General features: G+C 58.5%; 17 protein-coding genes. 10 read left to right on the top strand and 7 right to left on the bottom strand.

From position 1 onward, the window contains the following. The first annotated feature begins 3 nt into the window (after nucleotides 1-3). The gene (locus tag DBR00_RS07425) at nucleotides 4-1335 is read left to right on the top strand and encodes a DUF58 domain-containing protein (protein ID WP_108487026.1); all 1332 of its coding nucleotides are present in this window, start codon (nucleotides 4-6) and stop codon (nucleotides 1333-1335) included. An 89-nt stretch (nucleotides 1336-1424) separates the two neighbouring features. Here the strand turns inward: DBR00_RS07425 and DBR00_RS07420 are convergent, their stop codons facing one another. From DBR00_RS07420 to DBR00_RS07410, 3 genes are all read right to left on the bottom strand, one after another. Continuing rightward, the gene (locus tag DBR00_RS07420; RefSeq protein ID WP_108487025.1) at nucleotides 1425-2162 is read right to left on the bottom strand and encodes a nitroreductase family protein; all 738 of its coding nucleotides are present in this window, start codon (nucleotides 2160-2162) and stop codon (nucleotides 1425-1427) included. Between the two features lie 96 nt (nucleotides 2163-2258). Then, entirely contained in the window at nucleotides 2259-2741 is a 483-nt protein-coding gene (locus tag DBR00_RS07415) for a glutathione peroxidase (RefSeq protein ID WP_108487024.1), read from the bottom strand. 225 nt (nucleotides 2742-2966) lie between these two features. Further along, entirely contained in the window at nucleotides 2967-3452 is a 486-nt protein-coding gene (locus tag DBR00_RS07410) for a peptidylprolyl isomerase (protein ID WP_108487023.1), read from the bottom strand. A gap of 90 nt (nucleotides 3453-3542) precedes the next feature. On the opposite strand from DBR00_RS07410, the gene DBR00_RS07405 reads away from it, so the two are divergent. From DBR00_RS07405 to DBR00_RS07390, 4 genes are all read left to right on the top strand, one after another. Further along, entirely contained in the window at nucleotides 3543-3791 is a 249-nt protein-coding gene (locus tag DBR00_RS07405) for a DUF3565 domain-containing protein (RefSeq protein WP_371920624.1), read from the top strand. Then, nucleotides 3792-4979, top strand: a complete 1188-nt coding sequence (locus DBR00_RS07400) for an acetate kinase (RefSeq protein ID WP_108487021.1) — start codon at nucleotides 3792-3794, stop codon at nucleotides 4977-4979. It abuts the gene before it with no gap. Nucleotides 4980-5041: 62 nt separating this feature from the next. Next, a complete protein-coding gene (gene pta / locus DBR00_RS07395; protein ID WP_108487020.1) occupies nucleotides 5042-7135 on the top strand; it encodes a phosphate acetyltransferase in 2094 nt (697 codons plus the stop codon). A gap of 228 nt (nucleotides 7136-7363) precedes the next feature. Then, on the top strand, nucleotides 7364-8269 hold the full coding sequence (locus DBR00_RS07390; RefSeq protein WP_108487019.1) for an acyltransferase: 906 nt from the start codon (nucleotides 7364-7366) through the stop codon (nucleotides 8267-8269). 28 nt (nucleotides 8270-8297) lie between these two features. Here DBR00_RS07390 and DBR00_RS07385 read toward each other — a convergent pair whose 3' ends face one another. The 4 genes from DBR00_RS07385 to DBR00_RS07370 form a co-directional block, all read right to left on the bottom strand. Then, nucleotides 8298-10445 carry a bifunctional diguanylate cyclase/phosphodiesterase gene (locus tag DBR00_RS07385; RefSeq protein ID WP_108487018.1) on the bottom strand — a complete coding sequence of 716 codons (2148 nt, stop codon included), beginning with the start codon at nucleotides 10443-10445 and terminating at the stop codon, nucleotides 8298-8300. Nucleotides 10446-10511: 66 nt separating this feature from the next. After that, a complete protein-coding gene (locus tag DBR00_RS07380) occupies nucleotides 10512-14273 on the bottom strand; it encodes a CHASE domain-containing protein (protein WP_108487017.1) in 3762 nt (1253 codons plus the stop codon). 173 nt (nucleotides 14274-14446) lie between these two features. Then, nucleotides 14447-15103: an OmpA family protein gene (locus DBR00_RS07375; RefSeq protein ID WP_108487016.1), complete on the bottom strand. Its 657-nt coding sequence runs from the start codon at nucleotides 15101-15103 to the stop codon at nucleotides 14447-14449. A 113-nt stretch (nucleotides 15104-15216) separates the two neighbouring features. Then, the gene (locus DBR00_RS07370) at nucleotides 15217-15861 is read right to left on the bottom strand and encodes an MBL fold metallo-hydrolase (RefSeq protein ID WP_108487015.1); all 645 of its coding nucleotides are present in this window, start codon (nucleotides 15859-15861) and stop codon (nucleotides 15217-15219) included. Between the two features lie 50 nt (nucleotides 15862-15911). Between DBR00_RS07370 and DBR00_RS07365 the strand changes: the two genes are divergently transcribed. The 5 genes from DBR00_RS07365 (at nucleotide 15912) to DBR00_RS07345 (ending at nucleotide 26461) form a co-directional block, all read left to right on the top strand. Next, nucleotides 15912-17024: a site-specific integrase gene (locus tag DBR00_RS07365; RefSeq protein ID WP_108487014.1), complete on the top strand. Its 1113-nt coding sequence runs from the start codon at nucleotides 15912-15914 to the stop codon at nucleotides 17022-17024. Between the two features lie 126 nt (nucleotides 17025-17150). Beyond that, on the top strand, nucleotides 17151-21056 hold the full coding sequence (locus DBR00_RS07360; protein ID WP_108487013.1) for a hypothetical protein: 3906 nt from the start codon (nucleotides 17151-17153) through the stop codon (nucleotides 21054-21056). Between the two features lie 250 nt (nucleotides 21057-21306). Then, nucleotides 21307-21594, top strand: coding sequence for a hypothetical protein (locus tag DBR00_RS20965; protein ID WP_108487012.1), 288 nt, complete (start codon nucleotides 21307-21309; stop codon nucleotides 21592-21594). Then, nucleotides 21591-25457, top strand: coding sequence for an RNA-directed DNA polymerase (locus DBR00_RS07350; RefSeq protein ID WP_108487011.1), 3867 nt, complete (start codon nucleotides 21591-21593; stop codon nucleotides 25455-25457). The genes DBR00_RS20965 and DBR00_RS07350 overlap by 4 nt, the downstream gene beginning before the upstream one ends. Before the next feature lie 65 nt (nucleotides 25458-25522). Beyond that, the gene (locus DBR00_RS07345) at nucleotides 25523-26461 is read left to right on the top strand and encodes an Abi family protein (protein ID WP_371920623.1); all 939 of its coding nucleotides are present in this window, start codon (nucleotides 25523-25525) and stop codon (nucleotides 26459-26461) included. Nucleotides 26462-26563: the final 102 nt, after the last annotated feature.

The raw sequence follows: 26563 nt of genomic DNA, 5'->3' as shown, positions 1-26563 counted from the left end.
CGCATGAAGCCCGCGCGCACGCTGCTGGCGCTGCTCGCCGGTCTGTTCCTTCTCAGCATTGCCCTGGGTATCTGCAGCGCCCTGGGCGTTGCCGTGCCGCGCAGCTTCACCCCGATTTACTGGGGCCTGCTGCTGGTCCTGCTCGGCCTGACGCTGATCGACGCCCTGCTGCTGCGCCAAGTGCCCTCGCCGCGCATCGAGCGCCAGCTACCCGGCAACCTGCCGCTGGGGCGCTGGAGCGAAGTGCGGCTGGATCTGCACCACCGCTACCCACGTGCGCTACAAGTGGAGGTGTTCGACCATCTGCCCGGCGAGATGGCCTTCGAGCACCTGCCACTCAAGGTCGATCTGCACCCCGGTGAGCAGACGCAGGTCAGCTACCGCGTGCGCCCGCTACTGCGCGGGCATTTCCATTTCCCGCAGTGCGAAGTCAGCCTGCCCAGCCCCATGGGCCTGTGGCACGCCCGCCGTTATCTGCCAGTGGCCGGTGAAACCCGCGTCTACCCGGATTTCGCCCGGCTGTACGGCGCGCAACTGATGGCGGTGGATGACTGGCTCAGCCAGCTTGGCGTACGCCAGCAACAACGCCGCGGCCTGGGTCAGGAATTTCATCAGCTGCGCGAATTCCGCGACGGCGACACCCTGCGGCAGATCGACTGGAAGGCCACCGCGCGCAAACGCACACCGATTGCCCGCGAGTATCAAGATGAGCGCGACCAGCAGATCGTCTTCCTGCTCGACTGCGGCCGCCGCATGCGCAGCCAGGATGGCGAGCTGTCGCATTTCGATCACGCCCTCAACGCGTCGCTGCTGCTGAGCTACGTGGCGCTGCGCCAGGGCGATGCGGTCGGCCTGTCGACCTTTGCCAGCGAGCAGAACCGCTTCCTCGCGCCGGTCAAAGGTCAGGCGCAGCTGAGTGTGCTGCTCAATGCGCTGTACGACCTGCGCAGCACCCAGCAACCGGCCGATTTCACGGCCGCCGTGGAAAACCTGCTCAGCCGTCAACGACGCCGCGCCCTGGTGGTGCTGGTCACCAACCTGCGCGATGAGGATGACCAGGCGCTGCTCGGCGCGGTCAAACGCCTGAGCCGCCAACACCGCGTGCTGGTCGCCAGCCTGCGTGAAGAAGTGTTGGATACCCTACGCCACACCCCGGTGCAGGACCTCTCCAGCGCCCTGGATTACTGCGGCACACTGGACTACCTGAACGCCCGCGCCGGCCTGCACGAACGCCTGATAGCCAACAGGGTGCCGGTACTGGATGCGCGGCCTAGTGAATTGGGACCGCAACTGGTGAGCAGTTATTTGGCCTGGAAAAAAGCCGGCGTGCTGTAAAGCTGATAGAAGCATGGGTAGGTTGGCGTTGAGCGCAGCGAAGCCCAACTGGCATTGGCGGCTTCATCGCTCTGCTCCTCAACCTACGGCTATAGCCATGTCACGTGCTGCTCCAACGGAAAACGCAGGCGCGGGTTATACACGCCCTTTTCATCCTGCTTGCCCACCGCCAGCAACATGATCGGTAACGCCTGGCGCGGGATGTTCAGGGTCTTGCGCAGGCGCACCTCATCAAAACCTTCCATCGGGCAGGTGGCATAGCCATGGCTCTGGAAGGCCAGCATCAGGTTCTGCGCCGCCAACGCCGTGGATTTCACCGCCCAGATGCGCATCTGCGCCTGGCTGTTGGGCGCGCGCATCAGCGGTTTGCGCCAGGCAGCCACCCGCAGCAGCTGACGTTTGAACAGCCCAAACAGACCGAATGGGCCCTGGTTGTACTGAAAGGGAGCGGTCTTGTTGTAGAAGCGGCGAATCCGCGCAGGCACTTCAGGCTCCGGCCAGTAGTCGATGATGTTCTGGCAAGCCTGTTTCCAGGTATCCGGGCGCGCCAGCACGGCAATGATCAGCGGCGCCTTGGCGGCGTTCTGACTCATGCACACCGGATGCAAACGGGCCAGCAACGCCGGGTCGCGAATCACCTGAAAGCTCCAGGGTTGCAGGTTGCAGGAGTTGGGGGCGAGCACCGCCAGCTCCAGACAATCACGCACCACCTCATCAGGCACCACTTCGGCCGTAAAGCGCCGTACCGCGCGACGACTCTCGATCAGCTCGCGCAGTGCGGCAGGGGTAGCGGGGGCAATAGCAGTGTCAGCGGGAAACAGGCTCATCGGGGGCATCCTCGGCAGATCAACCGATTAAGCCGCGATGCCTGGCTGCGAACAAGCTGTATACCGGCTTAGTCCGCAGCCTTGGCGCAAATGGCCTTATCCCAGGGCTTTTTCGATCGCCTGGATAATGCTCGGATCATCCGGCGTGGTGCGCGGCGAGAAGCGCGCCAGCACACGGCCGTCATGGCCGACGAGGAATTTCTCGAAATTCCAGGTGATATCCCCCGGGAATTCGGCCCCCTCACCTGCCAGCAGGCGATACAGCGGATGGCGGTCCGGCCCATTCACCTCAAGCTTGCTGCCTAACGGGAAGGTCACGCCGTAGTTGAGGCTGCAAAACGTAGCAATGGCTTCTTCGCTGTCAGGCTCCTGCCCGGCAAACTGATTGCACGGCAATCCCAACACGCTGAAGCCCTGACTCTTATAGTGCTGATAGAGCTTTTCCAGGCCAGCATACTGGGGTGTCAGGCCACACTTGGAAGCCACATTAACCACCAGCACCACCTGCCCCTTGAAGGGTGCCAGCGGCAGCTCTTGGCCATCCAGTGCACGCAGGTTGAGGTCGTGAAAGGCACTCATGGTCTAACTCCTTGAGAACACACAGGTTGCGTGTAGCAGACAAAAAATGGCCGGGAGCCATTCTTAACGTCGCATCGCGACGGCCCGCAGGGTGACCGCCGAGGATGGCGGGTCATAAAAAAGGCGCCTATATGAAGGCGCCTTTCTTCTTTTGCAGCTTAGCAGTGGAACCAGCGGCTGATACGACCATAAGTCGACTCGCGGCTCTCACATAAGGCTAAACCATCAATGATGGTGACCGCCTTCGCCATGGATATGGCCATGGGCAACTTCTTCTTCGCTGGCATCACGTACGTTAACAACCTTGACCTTGAAGTTCAGGCGCTGACCCGCCAGCGGATGATTGCCGTCAACGATCACGTCGTCGCCATCCAGTTCACGGATGGTCACGATCTGCATACCGCCGTCCGGGCCGGAGGCGTGGAACTGCATACCCACTTCCAGCTCATCCACACCTTCGAACATCGAACGGTTGAGAGTGGCTACCAGCTCGGCGCTGTATTCGCCGTAGGCATCTTCCGGCTCAACGGCAACGTCCAGTTCGTCGCCAACCTGCTTGCCCAGCAGGGCTTTTTCCAGGCCGCCGATGATGTTGCCGGCACCGTGCAGATAAACCAGCGGCGCGCCGCCTGCGGAACTGTCGATCACCTCACCGGCATCGTTAGTCAGGGTATAGTCGATGGAGACAGCCTTATTGGCGGCGATCAGCATGGGGCGAGACCTTTGCTTGGAAATAAAGAGCGGGCAAGTTTACCCAAGGGCACGCGCGAAAGCGAACCGGACACAGACGGACGGGCAAGCGTGGCCTCAGCGCGCCTGCTTGATTTTCGTCAGGATGAGCACGGCCACTGGGTGGCCGTTTTGTCCTGCGGCCATACCCAGCACCTGCGCCACCAGCCGCCCTGGCAAAATCGCGCCTGGGTGCTGGATGCCCAACAGCGTCAGGCGCAACTGGACAAAGCCTTTGCCTGCGGATGGTGCGCAGCTGAAAATGGCGCAAGCGAGGCGACGATAGAACGCCCGACCCAAGATTTGAACAAGGAGTGGTAGATGCCCGCACGCAATATTCTGGTGATCAACTGCGGCAGCTCGTCGATCAAGTTTGCCCTGATCAACGAAGCGCAAGATGGCTTTATCCTCAGCGGTCTGGCTGAGCGTCTGGGCGGCCCGGATGCACAAATTCACTGGCAACAAGGCGACAAAAAAGACAGCCTGATCCTGCCCCATGCCGATCACCGTGCAGCTCTCGCCCAGGTATTGCCCCTGGTGCAGGCCGCCGCTGGCGGGCAGTTGCACGGTATTGGCCATCGTGTGGTGCATGGCGGTGAGCATTTCACTGCGGCCTGCCGCCTGGATACCCCCAGCCTTGCGGCAATTCGCGCCACCGCGCCACTGGCGCCCCTGCATAACCCGGCCAATCTGCTGGGCATCGAAGCGGCGATCAAGCTGTTCCCCGACCTGACTCAGGTGGCGGTGTTCGATACGGCCTTTCACCAGACCCTGCCCGAGCACGCCTACCGCTATGCCCTGCCCGAACACCTGTACCGCGAACACGGCGTACGCCGTTATGGTTTCCACGGCACCAGCCACCGGTTTGTCAGCCAGCGCGCTGCCGAGCTGGCCGGCCTGCCGGTCAGTGCCAGTAGCTGGCTGGTGGCGCACCTGGGCAATGGCTGCTCGACCTGCGCCATCGTCGACGGGCAAAGCCGCGACACCAGCATGGGCCTGACCCCTCTGGAAGGCGTGGTGATGGGCACGCGCAGCGGCGATGTCGACCCCAACCTGCACAGCCACCTGGCCCGCACCCTGGGGTGGAGCCTGGAGCAGATCGAAACCATGCTCAATAAGGACAGTGGCCTTCTGGGCTTGTCCGGCCTGTCCAACGACATGCGCACCTTAGAGCAGGCCCGCGGACAGGGGCATGCCGGCGCCACCCTGGCCATCGAGGTGTTCTGCTACCGCCTGGCCAAATCCCTGGCGGCCATGAGTTGCGCGTTGCCACAACTCGACGGGCTGGTCTTTACCGGCGGTATCGGCGAGAACTCGGCACTGATTCGCAGCCAGACCGTTGCCCATCTGAAACTGCTCAACCTGGCCCTCGACGAGCCGGCCAATGCCCGCACCGTGCGCGGCGCAGCCGGCCCCATCCAGGCACCGGGTCATCCACGGATCATGGTGGTGCCGACCAACGAGGAACGGCAGATCGCCCTCGACACCCTGGCCCTGCTTGACGCCTGAGCCGCAAGCGGCCAGCACCCTGTTTTCGCGGGCATACCCGCCCCAGCCACAAAGGAAGCCCCATGCACACCTTCTTTATCGCCCCGACCGGCTTCGGTGTCGGCCTGACCTCAATCAGCCTGGGTCTGGTCGGCGCTCTGGAGCGTTCCGGGCTCAAGGTCGGTTTTTTCAAACCCATCGCCCAGCCGCATCAGGGAGACCTGGGCCCAGAGCGCTCCAGCGAGCTGGTCGCCCGCACCCACGGCCTGCATTCGCCCAAGCCCCTGGCACTGGCGCATGTCGAGCGCATGCTGGGTGACGGTCAGCTGGATGAGCTGCTGGAAGAAATTATCAGCCTCTACCAACAGGCTGCTGCCGGCAAAGATGTGGTTATCGTTGAGGGCATGGTGCCAACCCGCCAGGCCAGCTATGCCGCACGGGTCAACTTCCATCTGGCCAAAAGTCTGGATGCCGAGGTAATTCTGGTCTCCGCCCCGGAACAGGAAAGCCTCAGCGAACTGAGCGATCGGGTGGAGATCCAGGCGCAGCTGTTTGGCGGCCCCAAAGACGAGAAAGTACTCGGCGTGATCCTCAACAAGGTACCCAGCGAAGACGGCACCGAGGCGTTCGCCAGTCGCCTGAAGGAACTCTCCCCACTGCTCAAGACCGATGACTTCCGCCTGCTCGGCTGCATTCCCTGGCAGGACGAACTGAACGCCCCGCGCACCCGCGACATCGCCGACCTGCTCGGCGCGCGGGTGCTGAATGCCGGCGATTACGAGCAGCGGCGCATGCTGAAAATCGTACTCTGCGCCCGTGCGGTGGCCAACACCGTACAACTGCTCAAGCCCGGTACATTGGTGGTCACACCTGGAGATCGTGACGACATCATCCTCGCGGCCAGTCTGGCCGCCATGAACGGCATGCCGCTGGCCGGCCTGCTGTTGTGCAGCGATTTTGCCCCGGACCCACGGATCATGGAGCTGTGCCGCGGAGCATTGCAGAGTGGCTTGCCGGTAATGACGGTCAGCACCGGTTCCTATGACACCGCCACCAACCTCAACCGCCTGAACAAGGAAATCCCGGTCGACGACAAGGAGCGCGCGGAGAAGGTCGCTGATTTCGTCGCCAGCCATATCGACCACGAATGGCTGTTCGCCCGCTGCGGCCAGCCACGCGAGCTGCGCATGTCGCCACCCGCCTTTCGCTATCAATTGGTGCAGCGCGCCAAAGCGGCCAACAAACGCATCGTTCTACCCGAAGGTAGCGAGCCGCGCACCGTGCAGGCTGCGGCCATCTGCCAGGCACGCGGCATCGCACGCTGCGTGCTGCTGGCCAAGCCGGATGACGTCCACGCGGTGGCCCGCGCCCATGGCATCGAGCTGCCAGAAGGGCTGGAAATCCTCGACCCGGACCTGATCCGCGAGCGTTATGTCGAGCCCATGGTCGAGTTACGCAAAGGCAAAGGACTGAACGCGCCAATGGCTGCCGCGCAGCTGGAAGACACGGTGGTGCTGGGCACCATGATGCTGGCGCTGGATGAAGTCGACGGCCTGGTATCCGGGGCCATCAACACCACGGCCAACACCATCCGCCCGGCCCTGCAGCTGATCAAGACCGCACCGGGGTACAAACTGGTGTCCTCGGTGTTCTTTATGCTGCTGCCTGACCAAGTGCTGGTGTATGGCGACTGCGCGGTAAACCCCGACCCAAGCGCCGTGGAGCTGGCAGAAATCGCCCTGCAAAGCGCAGCCTCAGCCAGCGCCTTCGGTATCACCCCACGGGTGGCCATGCTCAGCTACTCCACCGGTGATTCCGGCAGCGGCGAAGAAGTCGAGAAAGTCCGTGAGGCCACGCGCCTGGCGCGGGCCATCGACCCTCAACTATTGCTCGATGGCCCGCTGCAATACGACGCCGCAGCGATTGAAAGTGTTGGCCGGCAAAAGGCCCCCAACAGCCAGGTAGCCGGCCGCGCCACGGTGTTTATCTTCCCCGACCTGAATACCGGCAACACCACCTACAAGGCGGTGCAACGCAGCGCCGACTGCGTCAGCGTCGGGCCCATGCTGCAAGGCCTGCGCAAGCCGGTGAATGACCTGTCACGCGGTGCACTGGTCGACGACATCGTCTACACCATTGCCCTGACCGCCATTCAGGCCGCCAATCTGCCGCAATAAGCGGCAACGGGAGCCGCACCACCCCTGGATCAGCGGTAAATATCCACGAAACGCTGCGATCACCAGCGTTTCGAGGGGGTTGCAGTTCGGTGTACAGGCGTTAACCTGTGCGCCGACCGATCTGCGGTACAAAACCGCAGGCGTAGATAAGTCGGGGGCTAAGGCCGCTTGAGCGCCACAACTGTGGCCACAAACAGCCGGCCCCATTTTCTGGAGGCACCTGCCCCAATGCTGTATTTTCTGCCTGCCCCACTACGCGGCCTGCTGGCCAGCCTGCTTCTTGCCCTGAACACCCTGATCTGCTGCTGGCCGCTGTTCGCCGTGGCGCTGCTCAAGCTGTTGCTGCCGATTGCCCCGATCCAACGGGCGCTGCGTTTTGTCATGCATGGCATTGCCGAGTTCTGGATCAGCACCAACAAATTCTGGATGAAACAGGTCGGCAAGACCCACTGGGATGTCGCCGGCCTGAGCGGCTTCGACAAACAGCACTCCTACCTGGTGACCAGTAACCACCAGAGCTGGGTGGATATTCTGGTCCTGCAGTACCTGCTCAACCGGCGTATGCCGCTGCTGAAATTCTTCCTCAAGCAGGAGCTGATCTGGGTCCCGGTGATTGGCCTGTGCTGGTGGGCGCTGGAATTCCCGTTCATGAAGCGTTTCAGCAAGGAGTACCTGGCCAAGTACCCAGAGAAACGCGGCCAGGACCTGGCCACCACGCGCAAGGCCTGCGCACGCTACAAGACCAACCCGGTTTCGGTGTTCAACTTCCTCGAAGGCACGCGCCTGTCGCCCGCCAAGCACGCGCAGCAGCAGTCACCATTCAAGCACCTGCTCAAACCCAAGGCCGGCGGGATCGCCTTTGTACTCGACGCCATGGGCGAGCAACTGCACAGCATGGTCAATGTCACCATCCACTACCCACAGGGCAATCCTGGTTTCTGGGACCTGCTGTGTGGCAGGGTCAGCCAGGTGGTGGTGCGCTTCGAGGAGTTGCAGATTCCGGCTGAATTCATCGGTGGCAACTATGATCAGGACGAAGCCTATCGCCTGCAGTTCCAGCAGTGGGTGAACCAGTTGTGGCTGGACAAGGATGCGCAGCTCGATGAGCTGAAACAGCGCTTCCCCGCGCGCTGATACTCGCCCACACTGCGCTCAAGCCCGCCTATCCGGCGGGCTTTTCGTTGCGCGGCAGGTTGTGCCAGTCCAGCTGCGCAGGAAACGCCCTGGCCTGCTCCACGCTCAGCCCCGGTGCCACCAGAAAGCCCTGCATGATCGCGCAGTGGTGCTGGGCCAGCCAGTCACGCTGGGCCATGGTTTCCACCCCTTCGGCGATCACTTCCAGGCCCAGGTGGCGGCCCAAATCAATAATGGTACTGACCACCGCCGCATCGCGCGGTGAGTCGAGCATATTGGCAATAAACAGGCGGTCGATCTTCAGCGTATCCAACTCGAAATGGCGCAGATAGGCCAGGGATGAGTAGCCGGTACCAAAATCGTCGATGGCAATTTTCACCCCCAGCTGGCGCAGCTGACGCAGCTGTTCGCGACTGGTCTCCAGATCCTGCATCAGCGCACTCTCGGTGACTTCCACCTCCAACTGCTGTGCCGCCAACTGGTGCTCATCCAGCACCCGGCGCAAGTCATCGACCAGCTGCGGCATACTGAACTGCACCGGGCTGACGTTGAGACTGACAACCAGCTGAGAGCCATGCAGCTGGCTCATCTGCCGGCACTGTTCTACACCGGCCTTAAAAATCCAACTGCCCAAGCGGTTGATCAACCGGGTTTCTTCCAGCAACGGAATAAACACCCCCGGCGCGACCGTCCCAGCCACCCGATGCTGCCAGCGCAGCAGCGCCTCGAAACCACGCAAGCGACCGCTATCGAGGTAAATCTGCGGCTGGTAGACCAGAACAAAGTCATCATTCTCGATGGCGTTGCGCAGGCTTTCTTCGAGCATCAGCCGCGAGCGCGCACGGCCGTTCATCTCCGCTGAAAAGAAGCGGTATTGCTGCCGCCCGGAACGCTTGGCCTCGTACATGGCCATGTCCGCCGCACGCAACAATCCCTCAACAGTCTGTCCACACTCAGGGAAGCAGGCAATGCCAACACTGGCCCCCAGGGTCACATCCACGCCTTCTATGGTATGCCGCACTGAAACCTGCTCAATCAGTTTCTCGGCAATGCGGGCAGCATCCTCAGGGTGCTCCAGGCTATCGAGCAGCGCGGTAAACTCATCGCCGCCGATCCGCGCCAGACTGTCGTAGGGACGCAGACTGGTCTTGAGCTGCTCCCCCACGCGCTTGAGCAACTGATCACCGGCGTCGTGCCCCAAAGAGTCATTGATGCGTTTGAACCCATCCAGATCGAGATAAAGCACCGCCATGCGCTGACCACTCCGATCGATGCGCGCCAGTGCCGCATCCACCGCTTGATAGAACCCACGGCGATTGAGCAGGCCCGTCAGCGCATCGGTGATGGCCTGCGACTCCAGCTGTTGGTGCAGGTTGCGCACCACCGACATATCCAGCGCCATGACCACCATGGCATGTTGCAGGCGCGGCAAGGGCGAACAGGACAATGCCACTGGCACCTGACCACCGCTCAGGGTACGCAAATTGGCATCATGTAGACGATAGGCTTCACCACGCCGCCATTGCTGATAGAACTCGGACATGCGCCACTCGCAGGTGACCTGGGGCGCCACCAGGTAAGAAAGCATTTCACTGCCCTCCAGGTCGCGCACAGAACTGTCGAGCATGCGCGCCATGGCCGGATTGGCGAACTGGATACGGCCATCTTCCCCCACCACCATGATGCCCTCAGCAGCGTTATCCAGTACCGAGGCATTGAACGCACGTGCATTGTCCAATTGCTGACTGAGTTGCAGCAGCTCACTGCGATTGCGCTCGTGCTCAAGCAGGGCGTGAATCTTGTACCGCAGCACACTGGGTTCGAACGGTTTGAGCATGAAGTCCACGGCCCCAGTGGCATAGCCCTTGAGCACCGAGTCCTGAGTCTGGGCAATGGCAGACACGAATATGATCGGGGTGTAGCGGGTGCGCGGATTGCCGCGCATCAGGCGCGCCACTTCAAAACCGTCCATCTGCGGCATCTGTACGTCGAGCAGTACCAGCCCGACATCGTTCTCAAGCAGGCACTGCAACGCCTCCTCGCCCGACCCCACACAGCGCAACTGCCAGTCGCCATCGTCGAGCAAGGCCTCCATGGCTTCAAGGTTCTCCGGGCGATCATCAACCACCAGCAGAATCTGAGTCGGTGCCGCAACCTTCATCTGTAGTTGTGCCATGTGTCCTCCCTTGCCCCTGGCCCTACCGTCCCTCGCTCTGGTTCAGGGTAGCAGTACCCAGTGAAACTACCGGAACGCTGCCGTTGAACCACCTGCCGTTGCACCCGACCCCGGCGCATAGGCCAACCAGCGCACCAGCATGTCGAGTAAGGCCTCACGACTGACCGGTTTGGCCAGGTAATCGTCGGCTCCCGCAGCGATGCACTTTTCCCGATCGCCGTTCATTGCGTGGGCCGTCAGGGCGATGATCGGGATGGCACAGGCATGCTCGCCTTTCAGTAGGCGGGTGGCGGTGTAGCCATCCATCACGGGCATGGCCATGTCCATCAGAATCAGATCAAAGGGCTCGCGCTCATAGCAGGCAATAGCCTCCACTCCGTCCTTGGCAGAGCCAATCACCAGCCCCAATTCGTCGAGCAAAGCACTCATGGCGTAGACATTGCGCACATCATCATCAACCAGCAGCACGCGCCGTCCTTCCAACGGGTTGTCCAGATGAACCACCTCCTGGCGGACTGGGTCATCACACACACCGCCCAGAAAGCCCTGCACAGCCTCGCTCAAACCCTGCATATTTTCGCCATGCTTATGCACTACCACAGCGCTGAAACGACGCAAACGCTGTAGCGCCTGACGCGTGACGTCCACCCCGGTGTTGATCACCACGCGTTTGCCGAGCAGAGGGCTCAGACGATCCAGACTTTCAAGCAACTCGAAGCCATCCTGGTCCGGTAGATCAAGATCGATCACCAGCGCACTGAACTGCTCTTTGCTGTAAACGCTACGCGCCTCATCCGCACGGGCACAGGCGCGCACCGTGAACCCCAGTTGCTGCAGGTGCTCGCGATAATGCTCGCGCTCCACCTCAACATCCTCAACCAGAAGCAGGCGCTGCACCGGCAGGGGGCTGTGCTGCAACTCAGCAAATACCTGCTCCAGATCGGCGCGTTGAATGGGCTTGACCAGATACCGAGTGCCGTCATCAGTCCAGTCAATCGGTTGCGGTACGCAGGAAATGATATGCACCGGCGTCAGACGATAGCTGGCCTGCCCACGCAGCCGCCGGAACAGCTGCCAGCCACTGATATCCGGCAGCAGAATATCCAGGATGACGGCGCTGAAATGCTCGCTCTGCAGCAGATTGAGTGCCTGCACACCACTGCGGCAGTGCACGCTGGTGAAGCCACGGGCCTGCGCTTCTTCGGCCAGCACGGCCGCAAAGTTCACATCGTCCTCGACAATCAGGACAGCCGGGCCGCTGCCACTGCGCTGCGGCGCATCCGGCAATGGTTCATCCGCCACCTGAGGCACGACGCGTACCGGCAGACGCACACTGAAGCAGGAACCTTCGCCCGGCGCACTCTGCAGGCTGATCTCGCCGTCCATTGCCAGCACCAGCTGACGGGTAATCGCCAGCCCAAGTCCCGTGCCGCCAAAACGTCTGCTGGTAGAACCATCGATTTGTTGAAAGGCCTGAAAGATCTGCTCGTGTTTATCCGCCGCGATACCAATACCCGTATCGCGCACGCTGAAATCGAGTAACTCATGACCGGCTGGCGGCTCACCACTGGCACAGCTGACAGTCAGGCTGACCGCCCCCTGCTCGGTAAACTTCAAGGCATTTGACAGCAGATTGCGCAAAATCTGATGCAACCGAATACGGTCGCAATGAACGATGCGAGGAACGCCGGCTTCCAACTGCGTGTGCAGATGCAAGCCCTTGAGCTCAGCCATCGGCCTCAGGCTGGCATCCAGCTCCACCAGAATATCCTGCATATTCAGCGCTTCGAGCTTGAGTTGCATACGCCCGGATTCGACCTTGGCCAGATCCAGTACATCATTGATCAGCTGCAACAGGTCAGTGCCCGCACGGTGCACGATGTCCGCATGCCTGGCCTGCTTCTCCGTCAGGTTGCCGGCACTATTCAGGCGGAGTTGGTCACTGAGAATCAGGATGCTGTTGAGCGGCGTGCGCAGCTCATGGGACATGTTGGCAAGAAACTCCGACTTATAGCGATTGGCCAGAATCAACTGCTCGGCTTGCTCTCGCAGCCGCTGCTCGGCGGCTTTGCGCTCACTGATGTCGATGATAACCGCCTGTACCAGAGCATCCTCGCCGCCCAGAATGGCCGACAGACCGACCTCCAGAGGGATCAACCGACCATCACTGTGCTGGCCGAACAGCTCGCGGTTACGGCCCATCTGGCGTTGCACCGGGGCACTCTGAAATGCCATGCGCATAGGCGCGTGACTGGTACGCAAGGGTTCGGGCAACAGCAGTTCCACTGGCTGGGCAAGCAGCTGGTCGCGTGAATAGCCGAACAACTTTTCTGCCTGGCGATTGACCATGGCAATGCAACCGTTGGCATCCACCAGCACAATCGCATTGGGCGAAGCCTCAACTACCCGGCGAAAGCGCTCTTCCGCACCTTTACGGGCGCGCAGGTCAATCAGGTTGATCAGATAGCTGACGCCGCTGGAGTCGTCCAACACGCTAAGGCTCAACGTCACCGGTATGTCATCACCCAGGTCGCGGCGAGCCTGATATTCGCTGGCCAACTCCGCAGCCCCCTCGCCACTGACCAGTTCACTGAGCTGATCAACCGTCGGCAGAAAGCGCTTCATTCGTTCGCCGATCAGGCTATCAGCAGGACAATCCAGCAGTTCCGCAGCACTGCGATTGGCCATCTCGATGCGCCCCTGTGCATTGCACAGCAGTGTTGCAACCGGCAGCCGTTCCAGCAGTAATCGAAAGCGCTCCTCTCGCTCACGCAAACGCTCGGTGGCCAGCAGGCTGCTATGCGCTTCGCGCTCGCGCCAGTAGAGATAGCCGCCCACCAACAATGCCAGCAGCACAGCGACCAGCAACCCCAGCCACAAACTGGCATGCCCGTCCGGATTGATCCGCGTAGCGTCATAGATGTCGGTGCTGCTCACCTCCAGTAACCAGTTACGCCCATACAGGGGCAGCTCGATCACATGGCGGAACGAAGCGGGTAAACCTGCCGGTTGTTCTTCCCCGCTGAGCAGCACGGTATCAGGGGCCTGCTGATCCCTCAGGCGAATGGAAAATCGACTGGATTGCGCTCCCAGAATCCCGGCCATCAGATCATGGCTGCGAAAAGCGGCGTGGAGCATGCCGAGTACCGCTGCACGGCGCTCCTCACGGGTGCTCAATGGTTTACCGGGCTGATACACCGGCAGGTACAACAGCACACCGGCCTGCACATTCTCTGCAGTTTCCTGACGCAGAATGACCGGCGCACTCAGGGTCGCTACACCGGTGTCCATCGCCTGTTCAACAGCCGCCCGGCGCACCGCCTCACTGAGCATGTCGAAGCCCAAAACCCGGCGATTGCGCCAATCCAGCGGGCTGATGTAGTCGATCAGCAGATAATGTTCACGCTGACCAGGGGGATACAGGCGGAAATCCTCGCGGCCGCCAGCACGCTCGTCGGCAATAAAGGCCTCAAGCTGATCAGCTGCCAAATAGCGGGACCACGCCAGCCCTTGAATGCCGGGATAACGATCCTGCAGTTGCAGCTGATCAACGGCCCGCTCCCACTCTTCGCGCGCCACATGCTCATTGCCCGTCATCAAACCCGAAACACCGCGCAAAACCATCTCGTAGCCCTGCATACGGCTAATCACACGCTGACTGATGTCCTGCGCTTCGAGCTCAAAACGTTGTTGGCGCTGCTGATTGTCACGCTGCGTCAGTGCCTGCCATTGCCAGAGCGACAAACTGACCAGGCTGATCAACACAAACAGGGTGGCCCAAAGTGGCAGCCAGATTTTCCGGGCAGGAAACGCGAGGTGGTCGTCCATGGAATCTCCAGTCATCGTCCATGTCCGGCGCAGACTGGGGCACTGCGACGGCAAGGTAGAAGTGAACCATTGCCAGCAGTCTAGTCACGATTTGAACAGGTAGCCGGGCCCAAATCGCCGGCATAAAAAAGCCGCGCAGCCTGGAGACTGCACGGCCTTGTAAACGCCTGCGCTTATAGCGGACGCAGGTTGATCTCGACGCGGCGGTTCTGCGCGCGGCCAGCTTCATTGGCATTGCTGGCAATTGGCTGACTCGGACCCGCACCGTAGGCCGACAAGCGCGAACCGGCAACACCATTGGCACTCAGATAAGAGGCAACACTCTGTGCACGCCGGTTGGACAGGTTCTGATTCAACTCGAACGAGCCGGTGCTGTCCGTATGGCCAACGATGTTCACGCCGTTCTTGTTGAACTCCTTGAATACCGTGACCAGCGAGTTAAGCGTCGGATAGAAGCTGCTGGAAATATCCGCCGAGTTACTGGCGAAGGTGATATTGCCCGGCATGATCAGCTTCAGGTCATCCCCATTGCGCTGCACCTGTACACCCGTGCCCTGCAGGGTCTGGCGCAACTTGGCTTCCTGAGTATCAACGTAATAGCCATAACCACCACCGGCTGCACCACCGACGGCCGCGCCGATCAGGGCACCTTTGCCACGATCCTTCTTGCTTGAGGTGGCCGCACCAATCACCGCGCCAGTCACCGCACCAATTCCGCCGTAGATGCCCGCCTTGCCCGCCTCACGCTCACCGGTATAGGGGTTGGTGGTACAGCCGGCCAATACACTCAGCCCGAGTAATGCAACCGGCAGATTTCGCCACAGCTTCATGTGCGCTTCCTTCATCCAATTCGAGTACAAGGTTTTCACCCGCAGGTGAGAGCAGAAAGCCCTACGAAAGTTCCTTCCCGACCCACCGTCAACGCCCGGTACACACGGCCTGCTCATGCGCGAACAAACGGATTTTCACGCATTTCATCGCCCAGCCGAGTATCCGGACCGTGGCCGGTGACCACCGTGGCATCCTCATCCAGGCAATACAAGCGCTGCTTGATCGAACGTTCGATGGTCGAATAATCCCCGCCCCACAAATCCGTCCGACCAATGCCGCGCTTGAACAAGGTGTCGCCGGCAATCAGCAGCTTGGCATCGGCAAACCAGAAACTCATCGACCCCGGCGTATGCCCAGGCGTGTGCAATGCCACACCACAGCCGCAGGCCAACGCTTCGTCATCACTGAGCCACTGATCCGGGGCGGGCACCGGCGTGTAAGGCACACCGAACATGCGGCACTGCATCTCCAGGTTGTCCCAGAGGAACTGATCCTCTTTATGCAAATGCAGCGTCGCGCCGGTCTTCTCCTTCATCTGCCCCGAGGCGAGAAAGTGATCCAGATGCGCGTGGGTATGGATGATGCTCACCACCTTCAACCCGTGCGCCTCCAGACGCGCCATGATCAGATCAGGATTGCCACCTGGATCGACCACAATCGCCTTCTTGGTCACAGGGTCACCGATGATCGTGCAGTTGCACTGCAACGGCCCGACGGGGAAGGTTTCGCGTATTAACTGGTTCTTTGCGGCTTCCATGGGTATTCCTTTATGATATTTGGCACAATTTTGTCACACCGAGATTAGAAATGGCGACCTTTCGCAAGCGGGGCCCATCCCAATGGCAAGTGCAAGTCAGACGTAAAGGATGGCCCCTGCAAACCAAGACGTTCAATACCCAGGCCGAAGCCAAGACCTGGGCGACCATGATCGAACGCGAGATGGACGCCGGAATTTTCGTCAGTCGAAACGAGGCCGAGACCACCTCGTTCTCCAGCGCGCTGGAGTTGTACGCCAAGGAGGTGACGAGCAAGAAGCGCAGTAGCGCCTCTGAGCTATCGCGCATCCAGGCCATGCAACGCCACCCTCTCGCCCTTCGCTCGCTTGCCAGCATTCGCGGCTCCGACATGGCCACTTACCGTGACATGCGCCTCGAAGAGGGCATGGCCCCCTCCACCGTGCGCCGCGAGCTTGCCCTGATCTCACACGTCTTCACCATCGCCCGCAAAGAGTGGCGCATGGAGTCACTGAGCAACCCCGTCGAGTTGATCCGCCAACCGAGCGTCGATGACGCCCGAAAGCGGCGAATCCTCAGCGCAGATGTATGGACGCTTCAGAACGATGAACTGGTTTGCGAGCACCTAGACGAGCTGGAAATGATCTGCCGGCACTCACGCTCGGCCGAGCTGCCGAAAATCGTCGCCTTCGCCGTAGAAACAGCAATGCGCCGCAGTGAGATAACCGGCCTGCTTCGCGCCAACGTAAACCGGGACAAACGGGTCGCCCTTCTGCCTGTGACCAAGAACGGCTCCGCACGTGGCGTACCCCTTTCCAGCAAGGCTGTGCACATACTGGAAAGTCTCGCCGAGCGCGACGATGGCCGTTACTTTAAGAGCCGACCGGACTCAATCACCAAAGCATTCGCGGACGCTGTCGCCGGTGCCCGCAGTGCTTACGTAGAAGGGCTAACGCTTCACCTCAAACAGAAAAAGCTCTCCCAGGAGAAGATCGACAAGCGCATAAACGACGATCCGTACCTGATGAGCCTGCGCTTTCATGACCTACGCCATGAAGCCACCTCGTGTCTGGCCGAGATTTTTCCGTTGCATGAGCTGACCAAAATCACCGGACACCAGGACACGCGCATGCTGATGCGTTATTACCATCCGAGGATGGAAGATCTAGCTAAAAAATTGCGCTGAGACCATCTTAAATCACGCACAACCCAAGCTTTGACTCCAAAGCAAAGCACCATCCCGGATTGCAAATTATCGACTCTGGGCCGGTACAACGCATTGATTAGCGTATTCAGGGAATGAGGAAATGCAATGGCAGCTACTGGTTCAACCCAGCCATTTTTGATTGATGCAGAGCTTTGGAAGAAAACACGATCAGGAGCCCGCTCCGGCCGCGGCTTTCGATATCAAGATGCGGTCGCTACCTGGCTCACAGTGCTGGCCTGGCGCGGCGATGCAGCTTGGACGCATCTCATACCAGAAGGCATCGATGATCTAACCTTACATGGTCCGGAATATGAATTTAGGGCCCAGCTCAAGGCCCGGCACGATCCTCACGGCACCTTCACTCAACTTGAAGCAGCCAGACACCTAGCCAAAAGCGCCAAAGATCTACCATCTGACTGGCTTAAAAAGCCCACAATTCGGCTGGCCCTGGTGCTGGAACGACCACTTGAAGGCATAGAGCATACCGGTTGGCAAGTCTCGCTCGCAGATAGCGGTCAAGAGCTGAGTAAGTTCGAGAGACTCTTATCAGACGCCCTAGGCCCTCACGACACAGGCCTAGTCGAAGCGTTGCTTGCGCACATCCACCTTGTAGTAGAGACCGATCCACTGGAGCAGGGCTGCAAGGCTCTAACCAATGCGCCGTTGCCCCCCGCCGGCGTAAGGCTCGCGCTCCAGCAACTCAGGGAAAAGGCCGGGCATGCGGCTGATAGCAACTATTCTGCCTCCAGCGATGCTCCGATAACGCTAGATCGCAGTGATGTTCAAATGCGGATTGATGGGGTCCACGGAGTCATCGATCCTAACGGATATTTAGCACTGACAGCCGGCCTGGCAGAGCTAGCCGACTTTAGCGCCCCCATGCCAGCCGCTGGCTTCTACAAAGGTATCAATGTTGCTCCGGGGCATGTCGGAAGCGGCTTGGTCTTTGCCCGACCGGAGCTAATGACTGACGTCCTGGGTGGCCTTGAAGCTAAAAGATTTGCACTAGTTGCAGGCCCCTCCGGAGCCGGTAAGTCGGCACTGGCCTGGCTGTCGGCGCACCACACACGTCACGCGGTGCGCTGGTACCGTGTTCGAGAGCTGCAATCCACCGATGTAGCAAAACTAGTTCAGCTCGCAAAGCTCTTGGAGGCAGAACCCAACCGTCCTGTAGGCTTCGTGATTGATGACGTGGGGCGCCAGGAAACCGTGGGGTGGGATACGCTGGTTCGAGAGATAGAAGCGCACGCCGGTATCCTTGCTATTGGAACAGTTCGGGAGGAGGACCTTTTCACCCTCTCAACCGCAGCCCGCACACCCACGGTTCGCCCCACTCTGACTGAAGACTTAGCAAATCGTATCTGGAAGACGCTTCAGGCATCCGATTCAGTAGCCTTCAGTCACTGGCAGGAGCCCTTTGAGCTTAGCAAGGGCTTGCTTCTCGAATACACCCATCTCCTTACTGCCGGTCAGCGTCTTGAGGAAACAATTCGCGAACAAGTGCGGCGTCGCCTGGCAGAAGGGCGTAGCGGCGAGCTAACGCTCCTACGAACTATCTCTTTTGCCGCAGCACAAGGGGCAGCTGTAGACCCGCATCTGCTCCAAACACTTTCTGGGCTGGATGAGTTTCAATTTGCAACAGCACTTCAGCGACTGATCGACGAACACGCAGTGCGCGCACAGCCCAACGGGACATTGTCAGGGCTACATGAGATTCGCTCCACATATCTTGACGAAGCGATCCGAAAAATCCTGTACGAGCCCCGCAGCAAAGCAGTCGCAGCAGCCGCTGAAACGCTTTCGGCCAGCACATTCGCAGCCTTTATCGTAAGGGTTTTAAGGCGGTGGCCTGAAGAAGAAACAGCACTCTTAGAAGGGCTGGCTGCTCGATTTAGGCCGACCCAGAAAGACTGCTGGATCCCGATTGTCTATGGCCTAGGGCTCGCAACTGCTGACCGGATTGCCGAGCGATGGCTAGAAATCTCTCGATCAACAGGGATCGATGATCGCCTTAGCAGTTTCACTTTCATGCTCACCCTTGCAAAGCCAGAGCTGGGTGGTCTCGATATGTTCGCAAAAGTCATCGAAGCCCAGACTGCCTTCGCCAAGGTCGACGTTCCTGACTTACGCAAAACACTCTTCGAGAAGATGGCTGGTAGCTGGTGTCCATCACCTCTCGACGTTAATGACATAAATGAGCTGACTGCAGCACTTCTACCAATAACGGGTTGTAAGCTCCCACCATCTGTCAGCTGCATCCCAGAAGGCAGTCTGGCTGACGAGCCTTTGGATGAGTTAATTGCCCTTCTAACGACATTAAGGGAGGTTGATCTAGAGACGGCCCAAAAGGTGGTGGATGCGGCTGGCGGATCGGAGGTTCTTCTTGATCGGATATACAACGAAACCCCTTGGGTGACCCGCCCAGTGATCGGGCAGGTTGAGGGCAAATGCAGTGTCACAGGCTACATCCGCTTTATTCACCCTGAGATTCAACCAGACCTAAACGCCGAAGTGGTGGGCCTCTGCGCTGCCATGGCAGCAGCAGTCCCTAACGCCGAGCTCCTGATCTCGGATGCACTTTTCCCCAACGGACACCCCGTAGGCTATAGAGACCAGTCTATAAACAGGAAGCGCATGCCTCGTCAGGCATTGGTTGCGCCAGCTAGGGTTGCATGGAACCGTGCTCAGGGGCGGGCGATACATAGATTGATAGCCGCCCCAACAGAAACTCAGCGGGCAACCTCACTTGCTCAAGCCATCAAGGAGATTGGACTCAAACTACAAGAGGCTGGCGACTTTTATTGCCGAATGGAAACCCCAGGGCAGAAGTGGAAACTATTTCTCCAAGTACGCAACTGGCTCACAACGTTTATTCAGCCTCCTAGCATCGAAGATGCTATTTCAGGCCCGTTAGAAATGGGCCAGTTAAGCGATAGCGACAAGCCTCATAGCTTCGTCACCGGCCTGCAGCAACTCATGGACGAACTTACCAATGGCGTTTCTGAAAAACCGCTGCTCATGGCGGCAAGGACAGCCGATCTTGCACGCGACGCAGAAGCACTATTACGTCCCGAGACATGGCGCATGACTAGTGAACCTCCCCTTGAAACGCTGGTGCACGTGCGAGACACCCTTTGGGATATACACGCGGTGTTGGCCGATACCGCAACGGCCCCGGAAAGACGATCCAGCGCAGCAACCCGCTTCCGCACTATGAGCCGTCACAACTCCATTTTGCGACGCGCTGCCATTGAAGCCCACCTAAGGGCAGAGAGCACGCTAGCTGCCCGTCGAAAAGAGATTCAAATAGCAATGGCTGTGCATGGCCTCGATGTAGAGGTCTACTCGCGCCCGAGGGCTGAAAACAGAGGGATTTATTGGCCAAATGCTGAGTTCGCTGTTCTGTTAAAGGTAGATGCTCTGGCCGACTGGCTCGCAACTGAAGCGATCTTCACCTCTGTAGCAACCGATTTGCAGAACATTTCTAAAATCAGTTACGGCGCTGTGATCTGTGGCCATCTAGCCCCCATGGGGGTGACATTTATCTCTTCAACTTTCCCCAGCCTAGACTTTGCTAACGAATGGGCAGACGACCTGCCTTACCAACCAATAAGAGATCAAAGCCTAAATCTCTATAACGAAACATTCGATGCTATCAGCACCATGTCCGCAGTCTGTGCGGAGTCAGGAAGGGAACTTAACTCCACAGAACTAGAGCTCTTAACCAGTCTCCTCGAGCGCTACAGCCAGAACATCCAACTTATTGAGAAAAACTTAACGGATGCGCCAGACGAAGGGTTATTAATCGAAGTCGCTAACTCTCTTGCTCGTGCATTCGATCGTTTTAAGAGCGAGATTGAGGAGGAAAACCATGGAGCGTTGGCCTCGGAGCTATCTAGCAGCCTTGCGGGAACTATGAGCGATCTAGCGGTAGAGTCTCTCTGTGTGCGGCTAGCACTGATGGAGAGTGCCGCATTTCGCGCGAGAGAGACTTCAGTCCAAGTACAGTAACGGGGGGCAGAACTATTTTTGCCCCATCCACTGCTGCTCGAACTGGCCAATCATTGACCCTTCTGGGAACACGACAGGCGAAACCTACTCCCGCCTGCTCCAAATCGGCAAACCCTCGAACTTTAGTCGCAAAATCTGACTGCCCTGCCAGCCCCCAATTAACGCCAAACAAGGTACATTTACGCCAATCGAGCACGATCAGCAGTGCCGGATTGGAGCGACCAGGCCGGCTTGAAAGGGAATTGGGGTTATGGACAAAAAGTCGCTTTCCGAGCGGGACATCTGCAGCAAGTACATCGCCCCTGCTGTCAGGCAAGCGGGCTGGGACATGCACAAGCAAGTGCGCGAGGAGAAAGTCAGCTTTACTAAGGGCGGCATCATAGCCAGAGGCAAACTGCACAGCCCTGACGAACCAGGGCAACGCTACTGCCAATGGAAGGGGCCGACCCTCTGCGACCGACTGAAAGCCCGCCTAAACCGACTCAGTCAGCTTAATGAACAACTGGCCAACACCCTAGTTGAGCAGGCTGTAGCATGACCATTGTTGATGCCCGCTATGAGCGTTTGATGCCATCACTTGACCTGCTAGCCGATGAGGCAGTTCTGGCTCAGGCTTGGAAAAAGTCCGACGCCTACATTCGCCGACATAATTGGTATGCCGACATTCTGGAGCTGGAGCAGGTTTCCCTGCTGCTACCGCAGACACTAAAAGAGTGGCAGCGGCAGGTTTCCACTAACGACCATAGCGCAGTAAGCCCTTTGCGCCTGGTGCCGGCCCCAAAGAATGGCAAGTGGTACTTTCCATCGAAAGCTAAAGCTGAAGGCGGCGACTGGAAATTCAAAGCCATAGTCAATAAAGATGGCGAAATTCAACAAGCAGAGCCCGATTTACGTCCACTAGCCCATGTCAGCATTCGTGAGCAGGTTTTGGCTTCTGCCGTCATGCTATGTCTCGCGGACGCAGTAGAAACACTGCAAGGCAATACAGACCCCGCGAGCTACGACAGCAAGGCCCAAGCCAGACAGCGAGTTTGTAGCTACGGTAATCGGCTGTTCTGCGACTGGCTTGAAGAGTCTGATGGCAAACAGCACGGGCGCTTTCGCTGGGGCAATGCCACCACCTATTCGCAGTTTTTTGTGGACTATGAGCGTTTTCTGGAGCGCCCCTCAGAAGTTTGTCGCGAAGCACTGCCCAGCCTGCATGACGAGCATCTGTTTGTGGTCAAGCTTGATCTGGCCAAGTTTTATGACTGTGTTAATCAGTCCGCTGTGGTCAGCCGCTTGCGCACGCTGTACCAACGTTATGCCAGCGAATTCGCCATCCCCTACTCCGAGGTTGAAGCCGAACCTTTTTGGCAAGCAGTTGAGAAGATCGTTAGCTGGCAATGGAACCCCAGCGATTCAGCCGGCCGTAGCGAGCTCAAACTAGGCCTCCCCCAGGGCTTGGTAGCAAGCGGCTTCTTTGCCAACGCTTACATGCATGATTTCGACCAGATGGTGGTTGGAAGCTTACGCCAAGGTATCGGCATTCCTATCCAAATCAATGGCGTTACAGTCTCGGCCAGGCTGCTGGACTACTGCCGCTATGTCGATGACATGCGCTTAGTCGTGGCTATTCCAACCGAGTCGGCGCAAAACTTAGCGCTTGAAACTCTTGCGGGAGACATGAGCAGTTGGGCAAACATGCTCATCGGAGTCTGCTTTAAAGATGCAGCGAATGGCCTGGAAACCAAGAAGGAAAAGTCAGAAGCAGTCGCCTGGGAAGACTTCGCCGTTCAGGGCAGTACCTCCCGCTTTATGCGAGGGGTGAACGGGCAAATCAGCACAGCCCCCGACCCCGCGACTTTGCTGCAGGCTACTGGAAGCCTGGATCACTTACTTTGGCTTGCAGACGCACTGGATGATGCCAACGATGTCGATGAGAACCCCTTATCGCTGGCCCGTATCTCCCTGCCCCGAGCGGACGTGCGTGACGATACCGTCAAGCGCTTTGCGGCCAATCGATTACGCCAAGTATTACGCATGCGCCGCAGCATGGCTGATCCCGAGCTACCTGCCGAGGATGCGCTGACTAATATTGAAGTCAGTGAGCGACAGGCACTTGATCATGAAATGGAAACGATTGCCCGTAAGTTGATCGCTTGCTGGTCACGCAATCCTGCCCTGGCCAGCGTTCTGCGCTGCGGCTTGGACATATTTCCTTCTGCCAAACTGCTGCGGCCGGTTCTTCAGGCACTGATGCTGAAGCTAGAGCCAGCCGCCCCACAATCCGAGCGGGAAGTCGCGTTGTTTGTGCTTGCTGATCTGCTCAGGGCCGGCGCAGTAGAAACAGGACTGCATCGTCCAGAAAGCTACCCAGAGTCGGCGGACATAACGGGCTACCGCAAAGAGCTGCTGCAGGCAGCACTAGAGGTAACTGAGAACGAAACACTCCCGTGGTATCTGCATCAGCAGGCTGCTCTCTTTCTGGCTGTCATGCAGTACCCAGTGGCTTTGCCTCTCTCTACAGAACTGGCCTCCTATAGCGCATTGCATGACGCCCTACGCCTTACGCCGCCAACCACCGCGAATGCTCACAACGCACTCACAGCCGGGCTGCTTGTGATGAGAATTACCGGACAGCGGGATAAGTTCGTTATCTGGCTGGGTAACTGGCTGCAAAGGCTAACGGTCAACGAAGCCAATGCGCTGATTGACGATGTTGCCATGATCGAGGCGAGGCTTCTTGGAGAGCTGCACAGCTCATGGCAGGGCAGCGGAAAAGCTGGATGGGTCAAGCATCTAGAGCGCTATTTGCCTAAAGGCCATGCTCAGGACACATCCGCACGATTAATAGATTGGCCCAAGGGCAAACGCTCGTTGCCGGCAATCGTGGCTCATCCTGAAAACCCGTTTGTTCAGGAAAACGCATTGCTCAAACTGGCCGCTGAACTGTTAAAAACTGAGCACTCCGGCTGTCTTTATAACGATGGACTGGGCTTGGATTGGCTATCAGTCGACTGTGGTGACTGGAACAAGATTCAGCATCCAGATACGCCACTGGCTTTGATCGTCAAAGCTCCGAACAAGATCGTGCACCCATGGAATGAGAAACCATCATGGTGCTCAGAGGAAATGGCTTGGGCCTACCGTTTAGGACGTCTATTGCGCTCAGCCATCATCGGCGAAAGTGACTTCACAACTCGCTTTTTCCCAGTACGAGAAGAGCAGTTTGATCGTTATCGCGGCCTGCAAAGCAGCTGGTATAAACGTCGCATGGGGCTGATGCCGCTGAGCCGTGGTTTAGGTGAGGAGCCGACCCCAATTTCGCCATGGCTCAATGAACTGGTCATGCGTCTTTTGCAGTGGCCTGGGCTAGAGATCAATAGGACGGATATTGAGGGCTTTGCTGCAGTTCGCCAGCCATCAGACTTACTCAAACTAGTTAAAGCTCGCCTGGCTGAGCAGGGCCGCATATACGGCAGACAGTCTAATCTGCCAGCCTACTTGTTGCCTGTTGACTGCTCCCCAAAATCCAACCTGCGTGAGTTAAAGGTTGCGTTGGTGCAGACGCTAATGCCTCGCGACAGCGACTTCTCCAGTGGCGACCCGCTGATGTGGACTGCATCCTACCGGGCTAGGCATAGAGCACACCTAGCAGCCATGTGCCGGTTACTTGGACAGCAACTGGCAGCAAGCCGCTTCGCAAATCGTAAGACATCAGCGCAACAGAAGAACCAACTTGATCTCATCGTCTTTCCAGAACTTGCTATTCATCCGGACGACATGTGGCTACTTCATCGTCTTTCAGACAGCACGGGAGCCTTAATCTTCGCGGGGCAAACATTTGTTGAACACCCCTACCTGAAAAAGCCCATCAACCGCGCGGTGTGGCTGTTACGACAGGAAAGCGCAGCTGGTAGACAGATCATCCGCGCTTATCAGGGCAAGCAGCATGGCATCCCGTGGGAACTATCCTCTGGTGTTGAGGGGCACCGCCCCTATCAAGTGATTATCCAGCTCAAGGATCATTCAGGTGCCGAAGCACACCTGACTGGGGCAGTCTGCTATGACGCAACAGACCTCAAGCTGAGCGCAGATATGCGTGACATCAGTGATGGGTTTGTTATCGCGGCCTTGAATCCAGATATCAACACCTTTGACAACATGACTGCAGCCCTACAGTTCCATATGTATCAGCCCGTAATGCTGGCCAATACAGGGCAATATGGTGGCTCCAGTGCCCATGCCCCCTGGAAAGCCCACTATGAGCGACAGATCGCTCATGTCCATGGCAACAACCAGGCAGTGATCAGCATCTTTGAGGTGGATCTACTGGCGTTCAAGAACACGCGTAAAGTCGATGTGCCCAAAGAGAAGAAAGCGGCACCTGCGGGCTTCAAAGGACGCACAGGAGCATGAGTCAGACCTATCCAAAACCCTGGAAAAGCTACCAGGAACAGCTCGATCAGCTAACAGCTCGTGGCATGACCGTCACGGACACTGCCAAGGCATTGGATTACCTGGAGCGCATCGGCTATTACCGGCTGAGCGGTTATTGGTTTGCCTTCCGCGAGCGAACAGAACTCTGCTGCGTGCTCGATCCGCAAAACGGGAAAAAACCCAAAAAGATCAAACAAGACCGGCTACCGCTCGACGACTTCCGCCCAGGGACGACCTTCCAGAACGCTGTCGACCTGTATGTGTTCGATAAGAAACTGCGGCTGCTCGTCCTGGACGCGCTGGAGCGCATTGAAATCGCCCTGCGTGTCGATATCTCTCATGGTCTGGGTAAGCACCACAAGTTCGCCTATCTACAACCGGAGCTATTTCACGAGAGCTTCTCCAGCAAGCTGGATGGCAAAACAGGCTTGACCAAACATCACGGCTGGCTGAGCAAGCATGCGACGCTGATCAACCGCTCCAAAGAGGATTTCATACGCCATAACAAAGACAAGTACGGCCTGCCCTTGGCCGTTTGGGTGGCATGCGAGGTTTGGGATTTTGGCACTCTGTCGACGCTATTCGATGGCATGACCGAAGCGGATCAAGACACCATTTCATCGCAGTACAACATCAGCAATGGCCGTATCTTTGCTAGCTGGCTGCGTAGCCTGAACTACCTGCGCAACGTGTGCGCGCACCACAGCCGGCTTTGGAATCGCAACATCGTTGACCAGCCGAAACTGCCGCCAGTAGCTCAAGCACCGTCACTGGCTGCGTTTCACAACGACCCTCAGCGCCAGGCTCGCCCATTCATGCTGCTGTGCATGACTCAGCACCTGATGAAGATCATCAATCCCTCATCAAGCTGGGGGGCACGGCTGAAAACGTTGCTGGAAAATGACTTTCCAGACCTGACACACCTGGATCTTGGCTTAGATCGGATGGGTGTAGATGATGGCTGGAAGGCCCGAGATTGGTAAAACGCAGGCAATAAAAAACCCCTGAGCAATCTCCGCGCCGAAGCGCATCAACCGACAGGGGCCGTGTTGTAGCCAATTATATGCAGCTGTGACTTCCCGTCA

This window comes from Pseudomonas sp. HMWF032, from assembly GCF_003060885.1.
Taxonomy (GTDB): Bacteria; Pseudomonadota; Gammaproteobacteria; order Pseudomonadales; family Pseudomonadaceae; genus Aquipseudomonas.
This window is presented reverse-complemented; position numbering and strand designations above follow the sequence as displayed.